23 protein-coding genes are annotated in these 21472 nt (G+C 70.0%); 10 read left to right on the top strand and 13 right to left on the bottom strand.

Features of this window, described 5'->3' with window-relative positions:
* Positions 1-12: 12 nt before the first annotated feature.
* Positions 13-420 carry an ATP-binding protein gene (locus ACQPZP_RS02625; protein ID WP_433476012.1) on the top strand — a complete coding sequence of 136 codons (408 nt, stop codon included), beginning with the start codon at positions 13-15 and terminating at the stop codon, positions 418-420.
* 19 nt (positions 421-439) lie between these two features.
* Here the strand turns inward: ACQPZP_RS02625 and ACQPZP_RS02620 are convergent, their stop codons facing one another.
* The gene (locus ACQPZP_RS02620) at positions 440-2053 is read right to left on the bottom strand and encodes an AMP-binding protein (RefSeq protein ID WP_433476011.1); all 1614 of its coding nucleotides are present in this window, start codon (positions 2051-2053) and stop codon (positions 440-442) included.
* A 157-nt stretch (positions 2054-2210) separates the two neighbouring features.
* On the opposite strand from ACQPZP_RS02620, the gene ACQPZP_RS02615 reads away from it, so the two are divergent.
* Both ACQPZP_RS02615 and bioB read left to right on the top strand, forming a co-directional pair.
* Positions 2211-2837 carry a TetR/AcrR family transcriptional regulator gene (locus ACQPZP_RS02615; RefSeq protein ID WP_433476010.1) on the top strand — a complete coding sequence of 209 codons (627 nt, stop codon included), beginning with the start codon at positions 2211-2213 and terminating at the stop codon, positions 2835-2837.
* 107 nt (positions 2838-2944) lie between these two features.
* Positions 2945-4036 (top strand): biotin synthase BioB, encoded by a 1092-nt coding sequence (gene bioB / locus ACQPZP_RS02610; RefSeq protein WP_433476009.1) that lies wholly within the window; start codon positions 2945-2947, stop codon positions 4034-4036.
* A gap of 22 nt (positions 4037-4058) precedes the next feature.
* On the opposite strand, the gene ACQPZP_RS02605 is transcribed toward bioB, so the two are convergent.
* Complete coding sequence (locus ACQPZP_RS02605) at positions 4059-5792, bottom strand: pyruvate dehydrogenase (RefSeq protein ID WP_433476008.1); 1734 nt, start codon at positions 5790-5792, stop codon at positions 4059-4061.
* Between the two features lie 94 nt (positions 5793-5886).
* Here ACQPZP_RS02605 and ACQPZP_RS02600 point away from each other — a divergent pair, with 94 nt between their 5' ends.
* The 4 genes from ACQPZP_RS02600 to fahA all read left to right on the top strand — a co-directional run bounded on the left by ACQPZP_RS02600 (position 5887) and on the right by fahA (position 9758).
* The gene (locus tag ACQPZP_RS02600) at positions 5887-6441 is read left to right on the top strand and encodes a MarR family winged helix-turn-helix transcriptional regulator (protein ID WP_433476007.1); all 555 of its coding nucleotides are present in this window, start codon (positions 5887-5889) and stop codon (positions 6439-6441) included.
* 115 nt (positions 6442-6556) lie between these two features.
* Positions 6557-7747 (top strand): homogentisate 1,2-dioxygenase, encoded by a 1191-nt coding sequence (locus tag ACQPZP_RS02595; RefSeq protein WP_433476006.1) that lies wholly within the window; start codon positions 6557-6559, stop codon positions 7745-7747.
* Positions 7723-8580, top strand: a complete 858-nt coding sequence (locus tag ACQPZP_RS02590; RefSeq protein ID WP_433476005.1) for a hypothetical protein — start codon at positions 7723-7725, stop codon at positions 8578-8580. Before ACQPZP_RS02595 ends, ACQPZP_RS02590 begins: the two co-directional genes overlap by 25 nt.
* Complete coding sequence (fahA, locus tag ACQPZP_RS02585; RefSeq protein ID WP_433479538.1) at positions 8571-9758, top strand: fumarylacetoacetase; 1188 nt, start codon at positions 8571-8573, stop codon at positions 9756-9758. Before ACQPZP_RS02590 ends, fahA begins: the two co-directional genes overlap by 10 nt.
* Here fahA and ACQPZP_RS02580 read toward each other — a convergent pair.
* From ACQPZP_RS02580 to ACQPZP_RS02560, 5 genes are all read right to left on the bottom strand, one after another.
* A complete protein-coding gene (locus ACQPZP_RS02580) occupies positions 9748-10683 on the bottom strand; it encodes an NAD-dependent epimerase/dehydratase family protein (protein ID WP_433476004.1) in 936 nt (311 codons plus the stop codon). The two genes, fahA and ACQPZP_RS02580, sit on opposite strands and share 11 nt — an antisense overlap.
* 295 nt (positions 10684-10978) lie before the next feature.
* A complete protein-coding gene (locus ACQPZP_RS02575; protein WP_433476003.1) occupies positions 10979-12178 on the bottom strand; it encodes a hypothetical protein in 1200 nt (399 codons plus the stop codon).
* A gap of 347 nt (positions 12179-12525) precedes the next feature.
* Entirely contained in the window at positions 12526-13503 is a 978-nt protein-coding gene (locus ACQPZP_RS02570; protein ID WP_433476002.1) for an alpha/beta fold hydrolase, read from the bottom strand.
* Positions 13504-13628: 125 nt separating this feature from the next.
* Positions 13629-14075 (bottom strand): carboxymuconolactone decarboxylase family protein, encoded by a 447-nt coding sequence (locus tag ACQPZP_RS02565; RefSeq protein ID WP_433476001.1) that lies wholly within the window; start codon positions 14073-14075, stop codon positions 13629-13631.
* Positions 14076-14149: 74 nt separating this feature from the next.
* Entirely contained in the window at positions 14150-14629 is a 480-nt protein-coding gene (locus ACQPZP_RS02560; RefSeq protein ID WP_433476000.1) for an RrF2 family transcriptional regulator, read from the bottom strand.
* Positions 14630-14722: 93 nt separating this feature from the next.
* On the opposite strand from ACQPZP_RS02560, the gene ACQPZP_RS02555 reads away from it, so the two are divergent.
* A complete protein-coding gene (locus tag ACQPZP_RS02555) occupies positions 14723-15256 on the top strand; it encodes a GNAT family N-acetyltransferase (protein ID WP_433475999.1) in 534 nt (177 codons plus the stop codon).
* Between the two features lie 68 nt (positions 15257-15324).
* Entirely contained in the window at positions 15325-15939 is a 615-nt protein-coding gene (locus ACQPZP_RS02550) for a dihydrofolate reductase family protein (RefSeq protein WP_433475998.1), read from the top strand.
* A 3-nt stretch (positions 15940-15942) separates the two neighbouring features.
* Here ACQPZP_RS02550 and ACQPZP_RS02545 read toward each other — a convergent pair whose 3' ends face one another.
* Positions 15943-16110, bottom strand: a complete 168-nt coding sequence (locus ACQPZP_RS02545) for a hypothetical protein (RefSeq protein ID WP_433475997.1) — start codon at positions 16108-16110, stop codon at positions 15943-15945.
* A 150-nt stretch (positions 16111-16260) separates the two neighbouring features.
* On the opposite strand from ACQPZP_RS02545, the gene ACQPZP_RS02540 reads away from it, so the two are divergent.
* Positions 16261-16455 (top strand): hypothetical protein, encoded by a 195-nt coding sequence (locus tag ACQPZP_RS02540; RefSeq protein ID WP_433475996.1) that lies wholly within the window; start codon positions 16261-16263, stop codon positions 16453-16455.
* Between the two features lie 7 nt (positions 16456-16462).
* Here ACQPZP_RS02540 and ACQPZP_RS02535 read toward each other — a convergent pair whose 3' ends face one another.
* The 5 genes from ACQPZP_RS02535 to ACQPZP_RS02515 are packed head-to-tail and all read right to left on the bottom strand — an operon-like array spanning position 16463 to position 21465.
* Positions 16463-17149, bottom strand: a complete 687-nt coding sequence (locus ACQPZP_RS02535; RefSeq protein ID WP_433475995.1) for a class I SAM-dependent methyltransferase — start codon at positions 17147-17149, stop codon at positions 16463-16465.
* Positions 17150-17171: 22 nt separating this feature from the next.
* Positions 17172-18404 carry a DUF4032 domain-containing protein gene (locus tag ACQPZP_RS02530; protein WP_433475994.1) on the bottom strand — a complete coding sequence of 411 codons (1233 nt, stop codon included), beginning with the start codon at positions 18402-18404 and terminating at the stop codon, positions 17172-17174.
* Between the two features lie 4 nt (positions 18405-18408).
* Positions 18409-19686 (bottom strand): sn-glycerol-3-phosphate ABC transporter ATP-binding protein UgpC, encoded by a 1278-nt coding sequence (gene ugpC, locus ACQPZP_RS02525; protein ID WP_433475993.1) that lies wholly within the window; start codon positions 19684-19686, stop codon positions 18409-18411.
* A 10-nt stretch (positions 19687-19696) separates the two neighbouring features.
* On the bottom strand, positions 19697-20527 hold the full coding sequence (locus ACQPZP_RS02520; protein WP_433475992.1) for a carbohydrate ABC transporter permease: 831 nt from the start codon (positions 20525-20527) through the stop codon (positions 19697-19699).
* Entirely contained in the window at positions 20527-21465 is a 939-nt protein-coding gene (locus tag ACQPZP_RS02515; protein WP_433475991.1) for a carbohydrate ABC transporter permease, read from the bottom strand. The genes ACQPZP_RS02520 and ACQPZP_RS02515 overlap by 1 nt, the downstream gene beginning before the upstream one ends.
* Positions 21466-21472: the final 7 nt, after the last annotated feature.

Raw genomic sequence — 21472 nt, 5'->3', positions numbered from 1 at the left:
TGTGGTGATGCAGTGACCGTGGGGATGGAACGGCTCGGTGAACCGTTCGGCTTCACCGGCGAGGGCGACGGCGGCCGGCGGGCCCGCCGGCTCGTCCGCGAGCGCGCCGCGAAGGTCGTCACGGACGAGACGCTCCTGGACGACGTCGAGCTGATGACGGCCGAGGCCGTCGCCAACGCCATCCTGCACGGCTCCGGGATCGTCAGCGTGACGGTCGCCACCGACGGCGGGCGGCTCCGCGTGGACGTCTGCGACGACGGGCCCACCCAGGCCGATCCACACAGGCGCCCCCGCCTCGACCACGGCCGCGGCCTCACCGTCGTGGACGCGCTCGCCGACGAGTGGGGGCTGGACCAGTCGCCCCACCGCACCCGCCTCTGGTTCGTCGTCGACGCGCGACGCCCGGCCGCCGACGCGTGACCGGCCGCAGGTTCCTCCGTCAGCCAGCGTCCGGACGGGTGTTCAGCACGCTGCGCACGACCTTGCCGGTGGCGTTGCGGGGCAGGGCGTCGAGGAAGTGGACGTCGCGCGGGACGGCGAAGCGCGCCAGATGGTCGCGGACGTGGGCGCGCACGGCGTCGGCGTCGAGCGTCCCGCCCTCGCGGACGACGACGAACGCGGCGGTCCGCTGCCCGAACTCGTCGTCCGGGACGCCGACCACCGCGACCTCGCGCACCTGCGGAAGCCGCTCCAGCACCTCCTCGACGGCGCTCGGGAAGACGTTCTCGCCACCCGAGACGATCATGTCGTCGTCGCGGCCGTGCACGTACAGGCGGCCCTGCTCGTCGAGGTGGCCGACGTCGCCGAGGCTCATCAGGCCGTTGCGCATCTCCTTGGTGCCGCCCTCGGTGTAACCGAGGAACAGCAGCTCGTTCGCGGAGAAGATCCGCCCGGGGGCGCCGGGCGGTAGCTGGGCGCCGGCGTCGTCCAGGATCGCGAGCTTCGTCCCGGGCGGCGGCGTGCCCGCGGTGTCCGGGTGGGCGCGCAGGTCGGCGGGCGTCGCGATGGTGACCCATGACGTCTCCGTCGACCCGTACAGGTTGTAGAGGACGTCGCCGAACTCGTCCATGAACGCGGTGGCGAGCGTCGCGGGCAGCGCGGAGCCGCTGACGGCCGCGATCCGCATCGAGGACGTGTCGTACTCGCTCCGCGCGGCCTCCGGGACGTCCAGGACACGCTGCAGCATGACAGGGACGGCGACCAGGGCGGTCGCTCCGGTGGCGTCGATCGTCCTGAGCGTCCGCTCCGGGTCGAAGCGGGTACGCAGGACGACCGTGGCGCGCAGCGAGACCGCGATCTGGAGCATCGCGTAGCCCCAGGCGTGGAACAGCGGCGCCTCAATGAACATGCGCTCGTGCACCCGGTACGGGATGCGCGACAGGATCGACACCAGCGGCGACAGGCCGGGGCGCGGGTGCCGGTTGGCGCCCTTGGGGCGGCCGGTCGTGCCGGAGCTGAGGAGGATCGTCCAGCCCGCCTTCGCGGGCGGCTCGATCGGCGTGCCGGGCGCGGTGCCGATGAGGTCCTCCAGCTCCGAGCCGGGCCCGCCGGCCTTGACGACGTGGATGTTCTTCGGCACCGCCGCGATGAACCCGGCGAACTCCGCGTCGGCGATCACGACCTCGACCCGCTGCCGCCGCAGGACGGCGACCAGCTGCTCGGCGCCCATCCCGGTGTTCAGCAGGACGAGCTCGGAGCCGCGTTTGCTGCACGCGACGAGCGCCTCGACCATGCCGCGGTGGTTGCGGCAGAGGACGGCGACGCGGGGCGCGCCGTTGAACCGCCCGAGCGCGGCGGCGAGCCGGTCGGTGCGGGCGTCGACCTCGGCGTAGGTCAGCTCCCCGGCGTCGTCGGCGATCGCGACGACGTCCGGATCGCGGGCCGCGGCGGAGGCGACCGTCCCGCCGAGCAGGGTGCCCCAGCGGCGCAGGGCGTTCAGCTGGCGGGCGACCCTCAACGGCGGTCCGGGGCGCCACAGCCCGCTCCGGGCGAACATGCCGCCCGCCCGCGCGACCGACGCCGTGCGGCGCCCGAACTCCGATCGTCCGCTCATCTACCGCCTCCGGGGTAGGGGGTTCCGGGTAACCGACCGTACGGACGGCGGGTTTCGTCCTCTTCTGATTCGACCCAGCTCTTCGGCCGGTCCGTTGTCACGGACCTGACAATGGCGCACCTTGCGCATCATTTTGCCTGGGTAGGCTGTGCTGACCATGGAGATCACCGGTGGAGTGCGCGAGCGCGGCGGCGGCCTCGCCGCTCACAAGGGCGGGCTGCGCGAACGCAAGAAGGAGGCGACGCGCCGCGCCCTGCACGAGGCCGCGATGCGCCTCTCCGTCGAGCACGGCCTGGACGAGGTCACCGTCGAGGCGATCGCGGACGCCGCCGGCGTCTCCCGCCGCACCTTCTCCAACTACTTCGCCGGCAAGGAGGACGCGCTCCTCTACGGCGACGCGCAGCGGATGACCTCTTTGCTGGAGACGTTCGAGGTCCGCCCGGCCGGCGAATCGTCCTGGACGGCGCTGCGCGCCTCGGTCGACGCCCTGTCCGCGGAGATCGGCGAGCTCGACCCGCGGTGGGCCGCGCAGGTGCGCCTCGCCCGCGAGCATCCGTCCGTCCTGGCCCGGCAGCTCACCCACTACGCCGAGTTCGAACGCGCCCTCGCCGAGCTGATCGCCGCCCGGGACGGCCTCCCGCACCTGCGCGCCCGTGTCATGGCCGGCGCGTTCATCACCGCGCTCCGCATCGCGTCCCTGACCTGGATCGAAGAGCGTCCCACCCGCCCCCTGGCCGAGGTCGCCGGGGAGACCCTCACCGAAATCGCCCGCGAGTACCGCTAGCGCCCGCGACCGGGTCCGGCGCCTCGCGCGATCGACATATCTTGCCCGCCCGTCTTGTACGGTGCGAGCCTTGGCCGCCGTCCGCCGCGTCCGTGAGGATCGGCGGCATGGACCTGCTGGACACTCTGGTCGACAAAGGACTGCGGCGCGAGCCGCCGACCCGGGCCGAGGCGCTCGCGGTGCTGGGGACCTCCGACGACGACCTGCTCGACGTGATGGCCGCCGCCGGCAAGGTGCGCCGGCGCTGGTTCGGGAACCGGATCAAGCTGAACTACCTGGTCAATCTGAAGTCGGGGCTCTGCCCCGAGGACTGCTCGTACTGCTCGCAGCGGCTGGGGTCCAAGGCGGAGATCCTGACCTACACCTGGCTCAAGCCCGGCGAGGCCGCCGCGGCAGCCGCGGCGGGCGTGGCCGGCGGCGCCAAACGCGTGTGCCTGGTCGCCAGCGGTCGCGGCCCGACCGGCAGGGACGTGGAGCGGGTCGCCGACACCATCGCGGCGATCAAGGAGCACAACGCGGACGTGGAGATCTGCGCCTGTCTCGGACTGCTGTCCGACGGGCAGGCGGAGCGGCTGCGGGAGGCCGGCGCCTACGCCTACAGCCACAACCTCAACACCGCCGAGGCCGTGTACGCGGACATCTGCACCACGCACGAGTTCGCCGACCGGGTCGACACCGTGCGGCAGACCAGGGCGGCGGGCCTGTCGGCCTGCTCCGGCCTGATCGCCGGCATGGGCGAGAGCGACGCGGACCTGGTGGACGTGGTGTTCGCGCTGCGTGAGCTGGACGTGGACTCGGTGCCGGTGAACTTCCTGATCCCCTTCGAGGGGACCCCGATGGCCGGGGAGTGGGCCCTGACGCCGCAGCGCTGCCTGCGGATCCTGGCGATGGTGCGATTCGTCTGCCCGGACGTGGAAGTCCGTCTCGCCGGCGGACGGGAGATCCATCTGCGGACGCTGCAGCCGCTCGCGCTGCACGCGGTCAACTCGATCTTCCTCGGCGACTATCTGACCAGCGAGGGCCAGGCGGCCAAGGCCGACCTGGACATGATCGCGGACGCGGGCTTCGAGGTGGAGGCGGCCGGCACGGACACGCTGCCCGAACATCGAAGGGACGCGCACACCGCCGGATCCGGCCCCGCCGACCTGGTGGCGGTGCGCCGCCGCGGCGCCGGCACCGGCCTGCCGCCGAACGCCTGACCGGCGCGGGGGTTCTTCGCCGCTAGGGCCGGGGGATGTTGCGGAGGTTGCTGCGGGCGAGGTCGAGCATCTTGCCGACGCCGCCGGTGAGGACGGTCTTGCCCGCGGCCAGCGCGAACCCCTTCACCTGCTGCGGGGTGATGTGCGGCGGGATGGACAGGGCGTTCGGGTCGGTGACGACGTCCAGGAGGTAGGGGCCGGGGGCGGCCAGTGCGCGTTCCATCACCGTCCGGACGTCCGACGGGCGCTCCACGCGGGCCGACTCGATTCCCACCGCGTGGGCGATCGCGGCGTAGTCGACGGCCTCGTGGTCGGTCTCGTAGGACGGGAGGCCGTCCACCAGCATCTCCAGCCGCACCATGCCGAGCGACGCGTTGTTGAACACGATGATCTTCACGGGGACGCGGTGCAGTTTCACGGTCAGCAGCTCGCCGAGCAGCATGCCGAGACCGCCGTCGCCGGAGACGGAGACGACCTGCCGGCCGGGCGCCCCGAACTGGGCGCCGATGGCGTGCGGGAGCGCGTTGGCCATGGAGCCGTGGACGAACGAGCCCATCACCCGGCGCCGGCCGTTCGGGGTGATGTACCGGGCGACCCAGACGTTGCACATGCCGGTGTCCACGGTGAAGATCGCGTCGTCGGCGGCCAGGTCGTCCAGCACGCTGGCGACGTACTCGGGATGGATCGGGATGTGCTTGTCGATGTCGCGCGTGTAGGCGGACACCACGTTTTCGAGCGCGCGTGCGTGGCGGTGCAGCATCTCGTCCAGGTACGACTGGTCCCGCTTCTGCTCGACCTTGTCCATCACGAGCCGGAGCGTCTCCCCCACATCGCCGTGTACCGCGAGGTCGAGCGGCGTGCGACGGCCCAGCTTCGCCGGATCGTCGTCCACCTGCACGGTGTTCCTGCCGGGCAGGAACGGGTCGTACGGGAAGTCGGTGCCCAGCAGGAGGACGAGGTCCGCGTCCTGCATCGCCTCGTAGCAGGCGCCATAGCCGAGCAGGCCGCTCATGCCCACGTCGAAGGGGTTGTCGAACTGGATCCACTCTTTGCCGCGCAGCGCATGACCGACCGGAGACAGCAGCTTGTGCGCCAGCTCCATCACCTCGGCGTGGGCGTCCTTCACGCCGGAGCCGCAGAAGAGCATCACCTTGCGCGCCTGGTTGAGCGCGTCGGCGAGCTGCGCGACCTGGTCGGACGGCGGCCGGACGATCCCCTTCCGGACGAGGAGGTCGTGCCGGCCGGCAGGCCCCGCCGCGTCCTTGCTGGCGGTGTCGCCCGGCAGCGTCAGCACCGCGACGCCGCCGAGCCCGACCGCGTGCTGGATCGCGGTCCGCAGAATGCGCGGCATCTGCGCCGGGGTGACGATCGACTCGCAGAAGTGGCTGCAGTCGGCGAAGACCCGCTCGGGATGCGTCTCCTGGAAGTACCCGCTGCCGATCTGCGTGCTCGGGATCTGCGACGCCAGCGCGAGCACGGGCGCCCCCGACCGGTGCGCGTCGTACAGGCCCTGGATCAGGTGCGTGTTGCCGGGACCGCAGCTGCCCGCGCACACGGCGAGCCGGCCCGTGGTCTGCGCCTCGGCCGCCGCCGCGAACGCGCCCGCCTCCTCGTTGCGGACGTGCACCCACTCGATGCCGCCCGTCCGGCGGACTGCGTCCACGACCGGGTTGAGGCTGTCGCCCACCACCCCGTAGACGCGCCGGACCCCGGCCTGCCGCAGCACTTCGATGAACTGGTCGGCGACGGTCCCCATCGTCCCTCCCCTGCACTCCGCTCCCCCGCATCGACGGAATGCCCGATGATCTCCGGCTGACACTCGCGTCCCGCCGGGGTTAAATAGTCAATCCATGAATCGGATCGGGGGCGCGATGAGCACCGACGGCGGCGAGGAACTGGACTTCTGGTCGTTCGTCGACCTCGCCGGGCGGCGGCTGTCGGACGAGTTCGGGTTCCCGCACCGGCTCGCGACGCGGCTGCTGCTGACCCTCAACCGGGCGTCGGCGATCGTCACCTACGACTTGGAGTCCACGGTGCACCGGCCGCGCGGGCACTCGTGGGCGGCGTTCCGGCTGCTGTTCGTCACCTGGCTCGCCGGGCCGCTGGAGCCGGGACGGGCCGCCACGCTCGCGGGGATGAGCCGCGCCGCGGTGTCCAACCTGACGAAGACGCTGGTCGCGGACGGAATGATGGACCGGGCGCCGGGCGAGCGGGACGGTCGCTCGGTGATCCTGTCGCTCACCGAGCGCGGCCGGGACGCGATGCTGGAGATCTTCGCCGGGCAGAACGAGCGCGAGCGCCAGTGGGCCGGCGTGCTGACCGAGACCGAACAGCAAATGCTGATCATGCTGCTGGACAAGCTCATCGCGGGGCGCGGCTCGTTCGACGTCCGCGAACGGAGCTGACGGCCCGCCCGCCCCGCGCGCTCTGGCGGCCGGGTTAGGCCCTTCCCTCGGTGGGAGAACCGTCGTAGTGTCGACAGAAAGTAGTTAATGCATTAATCATCGGAGGCGATGGAGCATGGCCCACTACCGCCGGGTCGGCCACGTGCCGCCGAAACGCCACACCCAGCACAGGGACGGCGAGGAGCGGCTCTACTTCGAGGAACTGATGGGCGAGGAGGGGTTCTCCTCCGACTCGTCGCTGCTGTACCACCGGGAGATCCCGTCCGCGATCGTCGACTCCCAGGCGTGGGACGTCCCGGACTCGGCGACGACCCCCAACCATCCGCTCAAGCCGCGCCACCTCAAGCTGCACGAACTGTTCCCCAAGGAGACGTGGGCCGAGACCGACGTCGTCACCGGCCGCCGGTTGATCCTCGGCAACAACGACGTCCGGCTGTCGTACGTGGTGTCAGCCGCCGACTCGCCCCTCTACCGCAACGCGACCGGCGACGAGATCGTCTACATCGAGTCCGGCACCGCGACCGTCGAGACGGTCTTCGGGACGCTCTCCGCCGAGCAGGGCGACTACGTCATCATCCCCACGTCCACCACGCACCGGTGGCTGCCCACCGGCGACCAGCCGCTGCGCGCGTACGCGATCGAGGCGACCGGCCACATCGCGCCGCCCAAGCGCTACCTGTCGCGCTACGGCCAATTCCTGGAGAACGCCCCGTACTGCGAGCGGGACCTGCACGGCCCCGACGAGCCCCTCGCCCTGGACGGCTCCGACGTCGAGGTCCTGGTGAAGCATCGCGGCTCGCGCGGCGTCACCGGCACCCGCATGACGTACGCCCGGCACCCCTTCGACGTCGTCGGCTGGGACGGCTGCCTTTACCCCTTCACGTTCAGCGTCCACGACTTCGAGCCGATCACCGGCCGCGTGCACCAGCCGCCGCCCGTCCACCAGGTGTTCGAGGGCCACAACTTCGTCGTGTGCAACTTCGTGCCGCGGAAGGTCGACTACCACCCGCTGTCGATCCCGGTGCCCTACTACCACTCCAACGTCGACTCCGACGAGATCATGTTCTACTGCGGCGGCGACTACGAGGCCCGCAAGGGCTCCGGCATCGGGCCGGGCTCGGTCTCGGTGCATCCGGGCGGGCTGGCGCACGGTCCGCAGCCCGGCGCCTACGAGCGCAGTATCGGCGTCGAGTTCTTCGACGAGCTGGCCGTCATGGTGGACACGTTCCACCCGCTCGAACTCGGTGAAGGCGGATCGGCCTGCGAGGACGAGGCGTACGCGTGGACCTGGGCGAGGCGGCGATGATCCCCGCGTTCGCGATCGGCCTGTGCGACGACGCGGCCGTGTTCCCGCCGGGCCTCACACCGCTGGCCGAGGCCGTCCCCGCCCACCGCGACCACCGTTCCGCCCCGTACGCGGAGCTCGTCGGGCCGCTCGTCCTGCCGGCGACCGCGCTGGACGACCTGTACCCGCTGCTGGGAAGCGAGCCCCTCGACCTGTCGATCACGGCGCCGAGCGGGCCGTGCCAGGCGGCGAAGGCGATGGCCGCCGCCGCCGACCTGGTCCTCGACGTGCGGGGCCTGGAGGTCGCCGTCCCGCCCGGCATGGGCCCGGACGAGTTCTTCCGCGTGCTCGGCGGCGTCGATGCGCCCGTCTACGTCGAGATCCCGCGGGACGACCGCCGTCCCGCGTTCGTCGCGGCGGTCGCCGCACGGGGCCACCGCGCGAAGTTCCGCACCGGCGGGGTGAAGGCGCACCTCTACCCGAGCCCGGACGAGCTGGCCGCCGCGATCAAGGCCGTGGTGGACGCCGGTGTCCCGTTCAAGGCGACGGCGGGGCTGCACCATCCGGTCCGCAACACCGACCCGGAGACGGGCTTCCACCAGCACGGCTTCCTGAACCTGCTGCTCGCGACCGACGCCGCGCTGGCGGGCCGGCCGGCCGGCGACCTGGCCGCCGTCCTCGCCGATCGCGACGCCGCGTCCGTCGCGTCCCGCGTCGCCGCGCTCGGCGAGCCGCGGACGGCCGCCGTCCGCGCTCGTTTCCTGTCCTTCGGGACGTGCAGCATCACCGACCCTCTGACCGAACTCGCACACCTCGGCCTGCTCGCCTCCACACTCCAGGAGTCCTGCCGTTGACCCGCATCGCGATCCCCGAAGACTCCCTCTTCGGGCCCGCCAACCTCCCCTACGGCGTCTTCTCGACCCCGGGCACCGCTCCCCGGGTGGGGGTGCGCGTGGCCGATTCCGTCGTGGATCTGGCCGCCGCGCTCGGCGATGACGTCTTCGCCGAGCCGTCGCTGAATCCCTTCATGGCGCAGGGTCACGCGCGCTGGGTCGAGGTCCGCGAACGGGTCCTCGATCTGGTCTCGGGCGACGTTCCGGACGCGGCCGTCCATCCCGCCGACGCGGTCACGCTGCACATGCCGTTCGAGGTCGCCGACTACGTGGACTTCTACGCCTCCGAGCACCACGCGTCCAACCTCGGCCGCCTGTTCCGTCCGGACTCCGAGCCGCTGATGCCGAACTGGAAGCATCTGCCGGTCGGCTACCACGGCCGCGCGGGCACGGTCGTGCCGTCCGGAACGGGCATCGTCCGGCCGTCCGGGCAGCGCCGATCCGAGGACGGCCCCACGTTCGGTGAGAGCCGCCGCCTCGACATCGAGGCCGAGGTCGGTTTCGTCGTCGGCACCGGGTCGTCCCTTGGAACGCCTGTGAGTGCGGACGACTTCGGCGAGCGCGTCTTCGGCGTCGTCCTGGTCAACGACTGGTCGGCCCGCGACATCCAGGCTTGGGAGTACGTGCCGCTCGGCCCGTTCCTAGGGAAGAGCTTCGCGACGTCCATCTCTCTTTGGGTCGTCCCGCTCCTCGCCTTGGAAACGGCCCGCGTCGCCACACCGCCGCAAGACCCGGAGCCGCTCCCTTATCTTCACGAAAAGAACCCGTGGGGCCTGGACCTCGCCCTTGAGGTCACATGGAACGGACAGGTGGTCTCCCGCCCGCCCTATCGGGAGATGTACTGGTCACCGGCCCAGATGTTCGCGCACATGACGGTGAACGGCGCCTCGTCCCGCACCGGGGACCTGTTCGCGTCCGGGACGGTCTCGGGCCCGGCCAAGGACCAGCGCGGCGCCTTCATCGAGCTCACCTGGGGCGGCAAGGAGCCCGTGACGGTCAACGGCGAGCCGCGCACGTTCCTGGAGGACGGCGACGCGGTCTCCATCACCGCCACCGCCCCCGGCCCCGCGGGCACCCGCATCGGGTTCGGGGACGTCAGCGGGCGTGTCCTTCCCGCCCGTCCACCGGTCAGCCGCTGAGCGCCGTCCGGAAGCCCGTGCGCCAGTCGGGGTGCACGGGCTCCCAGCCCAGTTCGCGTCTCGCCTTGGCGTTCGAGCCGCCCCTCGCGCGCGTCATCATGTAGACGCCGGCGTCGCCGGCGAACAGCCGTCCCAACCACACCGGCACGTGCCGTGGCGGCTTCGCCCCGAGAACGCCCGCGACGAAGGGCAGCCACTCCCTGAACGGCGCGGGCTCGTCATCGACGATGTTGTAGACGCCGTGTCCGTTCTCAAGGACGGCCATCACCGCTCCCGCGGCGTCCTCCACATGCAGATAGGACGGAGCGCCGTCGCCGTCCCCCACGACGGGCATCTGCCGTTTGCGCACGGCCTCCAACTGGACACCGCCGACGTCCAGCGTGGTGCCGGGCCCGTAGAAGAAGCCGTACCTGAGGCACACGTTGTCCTGGGACGCGGTCGCGACCGACTCCTCCAGCCGCCGCATCGACGCGAACGTATCGGCCATCGCCTTCGGCGGATCCGGATCGAACCCTTCGTCCTCGTCCTTCGCATACGAGCCGCCCGGCGGATACGCGGACGCCGCGTAGCTCTGCGCGATGACCCGCGCCCCGCCGTTCCGCTCCACGGCCGCGAGCAGATTCGCCGTTCCTTCGGTGCGAAGCCGGTTGGTCTTCGCGAAGTACCGCTCGAACTTCCGCATGTTCCCGCCGAACGAGGACAGCGCCGTCGCCTGGCAGACCACCACGTCCGGCCGCGCGCTCGCCACCACGGCCTCCGTCGCGGACGCGTCGAGCACGTCCAGCACCAGGGCCTCGGCCCCGATGATCGCCGCAGCCCCGGCTTCGGACGTGGCCGTCCCCACGACCGTGTGCCCGTCCGCCACGAGCAACGGCACCAGTTGCCGTCCGACGACACCCGTCGCCCCGACGACCAAGACCCGCATGCTCACTCACCTCCCGCGATCACCTACCCACATGACGGACTGCATCCGGAACATGTGACCGGCACGCTCAAGGGGGGAGCGCGGGATCCGGGTGGCGAAGGCGGCCAACGCCTCGTCCCCACCCATGAGGGGCGGTCAACCGGACACGGGACGCGACGCACGTCCCAAAGGAAGACGGGGAGAGGCTGCTTGCAGCCCCTCCCCGCGAGTGGATGGTTGTCAGCCGGTGGGCCACGGCCTGCGCCGTAACCCACCGTGGATGGAACCCGGTCCGGGGGAGACCCCGGTCGGGTTATTACTGCTCTTCGGCTCCGGCGTCGCCGGGATGCCCGGACGCCGACCCCTGCGAGTCGGTCGCCTCTTGGTTGGCGGCCCCGGCCGCCTCGCCGCCGGCCTCGGAAAGCGCCTCGTCGGCCTTCGAAATAGCCTCGTCGGCCTCGGAAAGCACGTCGGTCGCGTCGGCGATCGGGTTCGGGACCGCGAGGACAGGGTCCGCCGGCTCATCTACCTTCTGAGCGTCGGCGTTCTCGTCCTCATGTACGTCCTTCAGCGGCCAGACGAACGTCACGCAGGCCGAAGCGATGATGACGCCGAGCCCAGTCCAGTAGAGGACCAGGGTCGATCCGCTGAAGTGCGCCCACTCCGCCTCTTGAGGCACCAGCAGGGCGGTCACGAACGCGGACGCGCCCGCCGCCAGGAGCGGCTCGAAGGCGTCGACGACGCCTCCCTGGTCGCCCCGGAGGACCCGCCCGGCCCGAGCCTGCAAGATCATTGCGAGGAGGATCGTGCAGACACCGGCAAGGGCGCATACCGCCCAGAGCGGAACCTGCCCGATCTTGAGGTGGACGGGGGTCGTGATCACCGCGAACTTCTGGTTGTCCACCAGAAGCACAGCGCCCGCCAGGACGAGCCCGATGGCGAAGTTCGCCCCGGACAGCCCTTCCCTGATCAGGTTGCGCTTCTTGAGCGTTCCGTAGGCGGCCGTGAGGTACAGCCACTGGCCGAAGCCCTGGATGACCTCGTAGACCAGGCCCAGCGCCAGGTCCTCGGTCGAGAGGGAGCCCGTGTGCAGCAGGGCCAGCCCGAAGCTGACCGTGATGATGACGACACGGACAGCCAGCTGGAGAATCGCCCGCCGGCGGGTCTTCTCGACCCGGCAGGCTTTCCAGATCCCGTCGATGTTGACGCACAGGGCGCCGGCCAGCGCGAAAGTGCTGCTGAGCGCGAGGCCCATCTTGTCGACGGCCATCAGATACACCACGAACGAAAGCAGGTTGCCGACAAACGCGGCCACCATTGCCTTCAGCGCGGTCCTGTCCCACTTGCTCTTCGCGAAACCGCCGTTGTGGATCGTTCCCAGGAAGAGCGGGGTCGAGCCGAAGAGGACGGTGATCGCGAAGACGGCAATGGATGCGGTCATGGGTTCGACACCGGGCACGATGGCGAACCCGAACTGTTGGATGAGCCTCATGACGATCAACGTCACGACGCCCATCAGAAACGGACTTGATACACGTTTCATTTGCGATTCTCACCTTCTTTTGTTTTGATCGGTTCCCGAGGAACCGCGCGTCCCGGCCTGTGGCCGGGACGTGTCACGCGGTTCTGGAACCCTGTGAACACGTCCGGCCACCGGTTGGCAGGACAGTCGTGACCTGAGGCCACGACCTAAGAGATACTGTGCGACAACTGCCGTCTGCGGCAACCCCGTTACCGCTCGGATCGTAATTTTCCGCACAGTCCGACTGATATGTTTCGGACTTGTTACCGACTATTTATCCGCGAAGCTTCCGGCTTTGCACACCTGAACCGACCGGCGTGTTTCCGCCGGACCGCGCCGTCTCAGCGGATGCCGGCGAGGAAGGCGAGCATGGCGGCGTTGACCTCACCGGGCGCCTCCATCTGGACGAAGTGCCCGGCCCCTTCGATGACGTGGACGCCGCGCAGGCCAGGGACGAGGTCGGCCATCGAGTCCCCCGCGCCGGCGCCCATGATCTCCCGGACGGGGTCGCGGTCGCCCACCACGAACAGTGTCGGAACGGTGACGGGTTCGTCCGGGCGGGCCTGCTTCTCCCGCCACACATGGTCACCGGCGCGGTACCAGTTGAGGCCGCCGGTGAACCCGGTCCGCTCGAACTCGGCCACGTAATAGGCGAGTTCGCCCTCGGTAAGCCACGGCCACGGCAGCGGCGGCGCCTCGGGGAGCACATCGAGATAACCGTTGCCGTCGCTTGAATGCCGCCAGATATCGAGATACCGGTAGCCGCCGCTCAGTGCCCAGAAAACATTGGCCAGAAAGCGCCCCGGATCTCCTGCGAGTTCTTCGTCGGCCGGGCCCTTTTTCTGGAAATAGTGCGTGTGAAGGAAATGGCGCTCAGCGGCGAGCGCGTACAACTCGCTCGGCGAACGCTTCGAGACGGGCACGCGCGGCACGCTGAGCTGGATCAGCGCCTTGACGCGTCCGGGAGCCCACTGCGGCATGTCCCAGACCAGCGCGGCCCCGAAGTCGTGGCCGATGAACACGGCCTCGTCGATGCCCAGTGCGTCCAAGACTCCGACCAGGTCTCCGGTCGTGCGCCGCCGGTCGTACTCCTCTGGGGAGCGAGGGCTGCCGCTGCGCCCGTATCCGCGCATGTCGAGAGCGATCGCCCGGCATCCCGCCGCGGCCAGAGCCGGGAGCTGGTGCCGCCAGCTGTACCAGAGGCCCGGAAAGCCGTGGCACATCACCACCGGGACGCCGGAGCCCTGCTCGGCCACGTGAAGGGTGACATCTCCGACGTCCAGCATTCGGTGACGGACGCTTCCCTCTCCGAGGCTCATGGGGCGATCATCGGCGTCCGGCCACGGCGGGTGGCCCGGCCTCCCGTTCACCGGGACGACCCGCCCGATCGGCGATCGGGCGGGCGCCGGGGAGCGGCGTCAGAGATGGACCGCGACCACGGCCGTCAGTTCGACGCGGGGTTGCGGAGCGTGACGTTGATCCGGTTCCACGCGTTGATCGCGGCGATCGTCATGACGAGGGCGGCGAGGGACTCCTCGTCGTAGTGGTCGGCGGCGTCGTTCCAGACGTCGTCCGGAACTCCGTCGGGGTTGTCGCTGATCCGCGTAGCGGCCTCGGCCAGGGCCAGCGCCGCCCGCTCCTCGTCGGTGTAGAAGGGCGACTCGCGCCAGGCCGCCACCGACCACAGGCGCTCGTCGGTCTCCCCGGCCTTCTTGGCGTCCCGGGCGTGCATGTTCACGCAGTACGCGCAGCCGTTGATCTGGCTCACGCGCAGCCTGATCAGATCCAGCAGACGGTGCGGGACGCCGCTGGCGTTGATGTACGCCTCCAGCGCGAGCATGGCCTTGTAGCCGTCGGCGGCGGGCTTGAGAACGTTCATTCGTGCCTGCATGGATGCTTCCTAACCTGGATGTTTCTTATCCAGAATTGACCGATGGCCGGACGCCCTTGCGGACGCGGCCGGGATCAGGTCCGCAGGTTCGCGAACCAGGCGCGGGTCCTGCCGGGGGTGGCCGGGACGCGGCGCTCCACGATCACGCGCAGGTCGTCGAGGGTCTGCCCGGCCAGCTCCCGGCGCCAGGCGAGGTCCGCCCGCCGCATGGACTGGGAGACGACGCACAGCCTGCGGTAGTCGGCTCCCTCATGGTCGCCGGGTCCCTGCCGGAGGATCTCCTCGCAGCGGAACGCCTCCTCCGGCCCCTCGATCGCGATCACCATGTCCAGGAGGGTGATGTCCTCGGCTCGGCGGGCGAGCCGGAACCCGCCGCGCGGCCCGGGGGTGGACGCGAGGATCCCGGCCCGGGCCAGCGCCTGCAGCTGCTTGTTCAGGTAGGCCGCGGGCAGCTCGTAGAACGCCGCCATCCTGGCCGCCGTCACGGCCTCACCCGGCTCCAGCCAGGTCAGGTTGAGACAGCTGTGGATCGCCCATTCGACTCCCTCGCTCATCCGCACAAATCTGGATACTAGACATCCAGGATTACCCTCGCAACCACCGGGGCCGACCCCGGACACTACGTGTCCGGCGTTAGAGTCCCGCAAGTGAGCACCGTGAATCCCGCTTTCCGCGCGGCGACGCCGGCCGACGTCCCCGCGCTCGTCACCCTCGTCGAGTCGTCCTACCGCGGCGACTCCAGCCGCACCGGGTGGACCACCGAGGCCGACATTCTCGGCGGCCGGCGCACCGACCCCGACATGGTCGCCGCCGCGGTGAACGACCCGGCCGGGCTGATGCTGGTCGCCGAGACCGGCGGCGCCCTGGCCGCCTGCTGCCAGCTGGAGAACCGCGGCGGGCACGCCTACTTCGGCATGTTCGCCGTGCGTCCCGCCGCCCAGGGCGGCGGGCTCGGCAAGAAGGTCCTCGCCGAGGCCGAGCGGCTGGCGCGCGAGGAGTGGGGCGCGACCGAGATGCACATGACGGTGATCAGCGTCCGCGAGGAGCTGATCGCCTGGTACGTCCGGCGCGGATACGTCCGGACGGGCGACACGAGCCCCTTCCCCTACGGCGACGAGCGCTTCGGCCTCCCCAAGCGCGACGACCTGGAGTTCGAGCTCCTGGTGAAGAAGCTCGGCTGAGCACCCGTCCGATGAGTTCCGCGGCGGTCGCCGGTCTGCCTGTGGGTACGGCGGACTCAGGAGGACCCATGAAACTCACAGTGACGACATTCATCACCCTCGACGGCGTCGGGCAGGCGCCGGGCGGACCCGACGAGGACCGCAGCGGCGGGTTCGAGCACGGCGGCTGGTCGTTCCCCTTCGCCGACGAGGACTTCGGACGCGCCGTGTCCGGCTGGTTCGCCGAGGCGGACGCCTTCCTGCTCGGCCGCAGGACCTACGAGATCTTCGCCGGGCACTGGCCGAAGATGACCGACGAGAACGACCCGGTCGCGTCGAAGCTGAACTCGCTTCCGAAGTACGTCGCGTCCCGCACGCTCGGCACGGCCGAATGGGCGGGCACCACGATCCTGGAAGGCGATGCCGCCGAGGCCGTCGCCAAGCTGAAGGCCGAGCCCGGGCGCGAGCTCCAGGTGCACGGCAGCCTCGACCTGGTCCAGACGCTGATCAAGGCCGGGCTCGTCGACGAGGTCCGCGTGCTGATCTTCCCGGTCGTCCTCGGCACCGGCAAGCGGCTGTTCGACGACATCGTCCCGACCGGGCTCCGGCTCACCGACTCCAAGGTCACGAGCACCGGCGTGACGATCCAGACCTACCAGCCCACCGGCCGCCCGGCCTACGGCTCGTACGCCTCGCCCGAGTGACGCCTACGGACCGGCCGCCGCGCCGCCGAACACCCGGAGGAGGCGTTCCAGGCGCCTGACCGCATATGCCGGGCCCGGCGCGGCGGTGATACGCCCGGCCAGCGCGCCGAACATCAGGCAGTCGGCGACCACGCCGTCAAAGGAGCAGTCCGCCAGGTTCCGCACCACCACGTTCCCGAACTTCTCGTAGTGGTCGAACCACGCCGGACCCGAACCCGTGCTCGGCGGTGCTGTTTGAGGCTTAACCGATGCTCAATCAGCGTGGCCCGCGTCGATGCGCTGGCAACATTCAAGAACCACTTCAATGAGACGATTCAAGGTATGAAGTTCGTTCTTGAAGTGGACATGGGTGAAGGCGCCGTGGCCGGGGATGCCGCGAGTGAGCTGGGTCGGATCCTGCGGTACTGGGGCGGGAACGTCCGGCACTACGAGTTGAAGCCGGGCGACGGCTCGGTCATCTACGACTCGGACTACGGCGAGGTCGGGCAGTGGCACATCGTCGCGGACGCCGAGTGAACATCGGTCAAGGGCCGGCCGGGACCAGGCGGAAGGCCACGAAGGCGGGGAGATCCTCCAGCTTCGCGTGGTCCTCGGGGTAGCGGTCGGCCATTTCGGAGACGGGGCGGGGTTCCAGCAATTCCTCGATGAGGAACCCCGCCTCCCGGAATTCCGCGCAGATCGACGTCAGGGGACGGCGCCACGCCCTGATCGGCCAGTCCCGATGAGGGCTCAACGACTCCTCCACGGGCTCTTCGGTGAAGTAGGACCCGCCCAGGCGCAGCCACCCCGTCATCGGATGCTCGGTGGACAGGACGACGGCTCCGCGAGGGGTCAGGATGCGGCGGAATTCCTTCAGCAGGGCCACCCGGTCGTCGATGTAATGAATGGCCAGGGCGAGGACGACCATGTCGACCGAGTCGTCCGCCAGCCACGTCAGCGGTCGCGACAGGTCATGGAGGCGCAGGTCGGCGCGGCCCTCGGTGCGTGCGCGGGCCATTTCGACGAAGGTGGGGCTCACATCGCAGCCGGCGACACGGGCGCCGCGGTCCAGTAGTTCCCGGGCGTAGAGGCCGGGGCCGCAGGCGGCGTCGAAGACGTCGAGGCCGGCCACGTCGCCGGCGAGGCCGAGCACGGCGGGCCGGTCGTAGAGAGCGTTGTAGGCGCTGTCTTCGGCATGGTTCGCATACTCGTGGGCGAAACGCTCGTACATGTCCACGATGGTGCCAGAAAGATCAACTGGTCGTGTCAGGAGGACGGCCGGTCTGGGTCAGATCCTCGGGAACGTCCGGGAGAACGGACGCGAAGTAGTCGCGCGCCGCCGCCGACGTACCGACGTCACGGCCCGACTTCTCGGACAGGAACCAGCGGTGTTCGAGGACCTCGTGGAACAGTTCGACGTCGTCCAGGCGGTCGCGCAGGCCGGGCGGAACCGCGTTGATGACCGGCTCGTACACCTCGGCGAGCCATTTGTTCGACGCGACCACCTCTGGAACGGGCTCGCCCCGGACACGTTCCAGATGGCCGCGGTATCCGGCGATGTCGTTGAGGAGGCGGCGGGCCTGGTTCTCCTGGGCGTCCAGCCCGGTACGGGCCATGAGGATGCGGCGGTGGTGGCCGGGCTCCGCCACACGTGTGCGGACGCGCATGCGCGCCCCGGACGGCCCCGCGTCCACCAGCTCCACCTCGTCCACGTCGAAGCCGAGGGAGTTGATGCGGCGGAGCCGCTCGGCGATGCGGTAGCGCTGGTCGGTGGGGTGCAGGACCTCCTCGCGGGTCAGTTCGTCCCACAACGCCCGGTACCGCCGGACGGTGTCGTCGGCCACCTCGATCGGGTCGGCCCCGGCCGGCAGAGTGCCCGCGGCCGAAAGGTCGAAGAGCTCACCGGCGATCCGCTCGCGGGCCAGGGACACGTCGTAGCCGCGCTGCCCCTCGGTGAGGGACGGGTGCATTTCGGCGGTCTCCGCGTCCACCAGATAGGCGGCGAACGCCCCCGCGTCCATACGGAACAGGACGTTCGACAGCGAACAGTCACCCCACATGAAACCCGCGAGATGAAGCCGGACGAGCAGTTCCACGAGTGCGTCCAGCAACCGGTCCGTGGGGTGACCGTAGCGGGCGTTGGCGAACAGCGAACGATAGGACGAGGAGTGGTCCAGGAAACGCGTGACGAGAATGGCGTCCAGGCCGGGACGGTCCACGACCACACCGATGACCTCGACGGCAGGCAGGCCGAGGGAGCGGAGCTTCCGCAGCAGCCGGTATTCGCGGCGCGCGAGCCGGGCGTCCAGCTCCTTCAACGCGTAGACGGCGCCGCCTTCGGCCACGAATCTGACCGTGTGCCGGGAAAGGCCGCGCTGCCGGATCTCCACGAGCCGCTCGTCGTCCCATTCTTCGAGCGGCCGGGTCCACGACAGGTCGAGCAGCCCGGCCGCCGACTCCCCCGGCGGGGTGAAGACGAAATGCATCGGCTCACGGTTCCGCCACGGACGCCCCGTCGGCGCCCTCGGCCGCCGGCTCGCGCTGCGCCTCCCGCTGGGCGGCGCGCGCCTCCTCGGCGATGGCGCTGAGCTTCTCGACGCGCTCTTCGTCGCGGGTGAGGTTCTCGCCGCTGGACGGGTCGAAGATGTGCACCCTCGTGGTGTCGATCCACAGCTCCGCTTCGCGTCCGGGCGAGATGAGGCTGGCCGCGTCCAGCGCCACGACGGCCTGGGTGCGCAGCTGGTCGCTGTCGAGCTCCCGCGAAAGGTCGCGCAACTGGGCGGTGAGGTCCTCCGGGGCCTCGTAGGGAACGTAGGCGTACAGCTCGTTGCCCAGCCATTCGGTCACGTCCACCCGGGCCCGGACGATGCTGCCCCGCGCCTTCTTCTCCTCGCCGACCAGCGACGCGTCCTCGAAGTGCTCCGGACGGATCCCGACGAGCACGACGGAACGGTCACCGATGGCAGCGGCCTTCCGCTCGTCGCGCAACTCGAACCGTCCCAGAGGCGTGTCGAGGAACGAGCCCTCCACGGACGCGGGCAGGAAGTTCATCGACGGCGACCCGATGAACCCCGCCACGAACAGGTTCACGGGCTCCTCGTACAGCTCGCGCGGGCTGCCGACCTGCTGCAGGACGCCCTTGCGCAGCACCGCGACCCGGTCGCCGAGCGTCATCGCCTCCGTCTGGTCGTGCGTGACGTACACGGTGGTGACGCCGAGACGCCGCTGCAGGCGCGAGATCTCCGTGCGCATCTGCCCGCGCAGCTTCGCGTCCAGGTTCGACAGCGGCTCGTCGAACAGGAACGCGTCCGCCTGCCGGACGATCGCCCGGCCCATCGCGACCCGCTGCCGCTGGCCGCCGGACAGGTTCGCCGGCTTGCGCTCCAGGTGCTCGGTCAGCTCCAGCAGGTCTGCGGTCTCCTTGACGCGCCGCCGCACCTCGTCGTCCGACACCTTCGCCAGGCGGAGCGGGAACGCGATGTTCTCGAACACCGTGAGGTGCGGGTAGAGCGCGTAGTTCTGGAACACCATCGACAGGTTCCGCTGCCGCGGCGCCACCCGGTTGACGACCTTGTCGCCGATGAGCATCTCGCCGGCGGTGATGTCCTCCAGCCCGACGATCATCCGGAGCAGCGTCGACTTCCCGCAGCCGGACGGGCCGACGAGGATCATGAACTCGCCGTCCTTGACGTCCAGCGACACGTCGTTCACGGCCGGGAAACCGTCGCCGTACTGCTTGACGATGTTCTTCATCGTGATGGCGGCCATGGTCTACCCCTCAGCCTTTGACGGCGCCGGACGTGAGCCCGGCCACGATGCGGCGCTGGAACGCCAGGACGATGACGACGACGGGAATGGTCACCACGACCGCCGCCGCGGAGATGGCGGTGGTGGGCTGCTCGAACTGCGACGCGCCGGTGAAGAACGCCAGCGCGGCCGGGACGGGACGGGCGTTGTCGGACGAGGTCAGCGAGATCCCGAACACGAAGTCGTTCCAGCAGAAGAAGAACGTCAGGATCGCCGCGGTGAACACCCCGGGCGCCGCCAGCGGGACGATCACCTTCCGGAACGCCTGCCAGGTCGTCGCGCCGTCCACCTGCGCGGCCTGCTCCATCTCCCACGGGATCTCGCGGAAGAACGCCGACAGCGTCCAGATCGCGAGCGGCAGGGCGAACGAGATGTACGGGATGATCAGCCCGGGCCAGGTGTCGTACAGGCCGATGTCGCGCCACAGGTCGAACAGCGGGCCGACGAGCGACACGACCGGGAACATCGCGATGGCCAGCGCGAACGACAGGATCAGCCTCTTGCCGGGGAACTCCAGCCGGGCGATCGCGTACGCGACCAGCGTCGCGAACACCACCCCGACGAACGTCGCGATGATCGAGATGCCGATAGAGTTGATCAGCGCGGAGGTGAACAGGTCGGTCTTGAAGACCGTCTTGTAGTTCACCCACGTCCAGTCGGCGGGGAGGAAGCTCCTCTTGTTGCCGATCTCGCCGGGCTGCTTGAACGACAGCATCACGATCCACAGGATCGGGAAGACCGTCCAGACGAGGATGAGCAGGGACGCGACGGCCCACAGCCATTTCGAGCGGGTGCTCTCCATCACTTGTCACCTCTCACCTGGGACAGGTCCACCCGGAACCCCTTGATGAACACCACCGCGATCAGCAACACGGACAGGAACAGCAGCACCCCGACGGCGTCCCCGAGCCCGATCGCGGTCCGGGTGATCGTCTGCCGGTAGGTGAGGAACGACAGCGTCTCGGTCCTGTTCTGGCCGGCCGTCATGATGAACACGTTGTCGAAGATCCGCCAGGCGTCCAGCGTGCGGAACAGCACGGCGACGAGGATCGCGGCCTTCATGTTCGGGATCGTCACCCGGCGCAGCCGCTGCCACGCCGTCGCGCCGTCCACCGTCGCCGCCTCGCCGAGGTCGCGCGGCACCTGCGCCAGCCCGGCGAGCAGCAGCAGCGACACGAACGGCGTCGTCTTCCAGATCTCCGACAGGATGATCACGAACAGCGACGACCAGCGGCCGGAGAACCAGGCGTAGTCGCCGAGCCCGAACCAGGAGTTGACGAACCCCGACTGCAGGTCGAACGCGTACTTCCAGGCGAACGCCGAGATGACGGTGACGATGCCGTAGGGCAGCAGGATCGCGGTGCGGACGGTCCGCCGCGCGAACAGAGCCCGGTGCATCACCATCGCCAACGCGAACCCGATGACGAGTTCCACGGCGACCGTGACGAACGTGATGAAGAACGTCGTGAGGACGTTCTGCCAGAACAGCGGGTCGGACAGCGCCGTCCCGTAGTTGGCGAGCCCGACGAACTTGCGGTCCTCCGGCGCGGTGAGCCGGTACCGGAACAGCGACAGGTACAGCGCGTTGATCAGCGGGTACGCGGTCACCACCAGCATGACGAGCACAGCCGGGGCGGACAGGATCAGCCCGAGGCGGCGTTCCGCGCGGCTCCGGTCGGAGATCTCCGCGCGCCCGGCCCGGTGCCGTCCGGTGGCCGGGGCGGTCTCCACAGCGGTCATCGTCCGT

The sequence above is a fragment of the Spirillospora sp. CA-142024 genome (assembly GCF_050942325.1).
Lineage (GTDB): Bacteria > Actinomycetota > Actinomycetes > Streptosporangiales > Streptosporangiaceae > Spirillospora.
The sequence above is the reverse complement of the archived record's forward strand: the minus strand, read 5'-3'. Positions and strand labels throughout refer to the sequence as shown.

Bases quoted from the DNA above. Each gene is read 5' to 3' on its own strand.
- ACQPZP_RS02540 (WP_433475996.1), top strand. From the start codon at position 16,261: ATGAAGTTCGTTCTTGAAGTGGACATGGGTGAAGGCGCCGTGGCCGGG.
- ACQPZP_RS02575 (WP_433476003.1), bottom strand. From the start codon at position 12,178: ATGGGCGTCGTGACGTTGATCGTCATGAGGCTCATCCAACAGTTCGGG.
- bioB (WP_433476009.1), top strand. From the start codon at position 2,945: ATGGACCTGCTGGACACTCTGGTCGACAAAGGACTGCGGCGCGAGCCG.
- ACQPZP_RS02515 (WP_433475991.1), bottom strand. From the start codon at position 21,465: ATGACCGCTGTGGAGACCGCCCCGGCCACCGGACGGCACCGGGCCGGG.
- ACQPZP_RS02560 (WP_433476000.1), bottom strand. From the start codon at position 14,629: ATGAGCGAGGGAGTCGAATGGGCGATCCACAGCTGTCTCAACCTGACC.
- ACQPZP_RS02615 (WP_433476010.1), top strand. From the start codon at position 2,211: ATGGAGATCACCGGTGGAGTGCGCGAGCGCGGCGGCGGCCTCGCCGCT.
- ACQPZP_RS02620 (WP_433476011.1), bottom strand. From the start codon at position 2,053: ATGAGCGGACGATCGGAGTTCGGGCGCCGCACGGCGTCGGTCGCGCGG.
- ACQPZP_RS02570 (WP_433476002.1), bottom strand. From the start codon at position 13,503: ATGAGCCTCGGAGAGGGAAGCGTCCGTCACCGAATGCTGGACGTCGGA.
- ACQPZP_RS02600 (WP_433476007.1), top strand. From the start codon at position 5,887: ATGAATCGGATCGGGGGCGCGATGAGCACCGACGGCGGCGAGGAACTG.
- ACQPZP_RS02550 (WP_433475998.1), top strand. From the start codon at position 15,325: ATGAAACTCACAGTGACGACATTCATCACCCTCGACGGCGTCGGGCAG.
- ACQPZP_RS02535 (WP_433475995.1), bottom strand. From the start codon at position 17,149: ATGTACGAGCGTTTCGCCCACGAGTATGCGAACCATGCCGAAGACAGC.
- ugpC (WP_433475993.1), bottom strand. From the start codon at position 19,686: ATGGCCGCCATCACGATGAAGAACATCGTCAAGCAGTACGGCGACGGT.
- ACQPZP_RS02605 (WP_433476008.1), bottom strand. From the start codon at position 5,792: ATGGGGACCGTCGCCGACCAGTTCATCGAAGTGCTGCGGCAGGCCGGG.
- ACQPZP_RS02530 (WP_433475994.1), bottom strand. From the start codon at position 18,404: ATGCATTTCGTCTTCACCCCGCCGGGGGAGTCGGCGGCCGGGCTGCTC.
- ACQPZP_RS02580 (WP_433476004.1), bottom strand. From the start codon at position 10,683: ATGCGGGTCTTGGTCGTCGGGGCGACGGGTGTCGTCGGACGGCAACTG.
- ACQPZP_RS02595 (WP_433476006.1), top strand. From the start codon at position 6,557: ATGGCCCACTACCGCCGGGTCGGCCACGTGCCGCCGAAACGCCACACC.
- ACQPZP_RS02520 (WP_433475992.1), bottom strand. From the start codon at position 20,527: ATGGAGAGCACCCGCTCGAAATGGCTGTGGGCCGTCGCGTCCCTGCTC.
- ACQPZP_RS02565 (WP_433476001.1), bottom strand. From the start codon at position 14,075: ATGCAGGCACGAATGAACGTTCTCAAGCCCGCCGCCGACGGCTACAAG.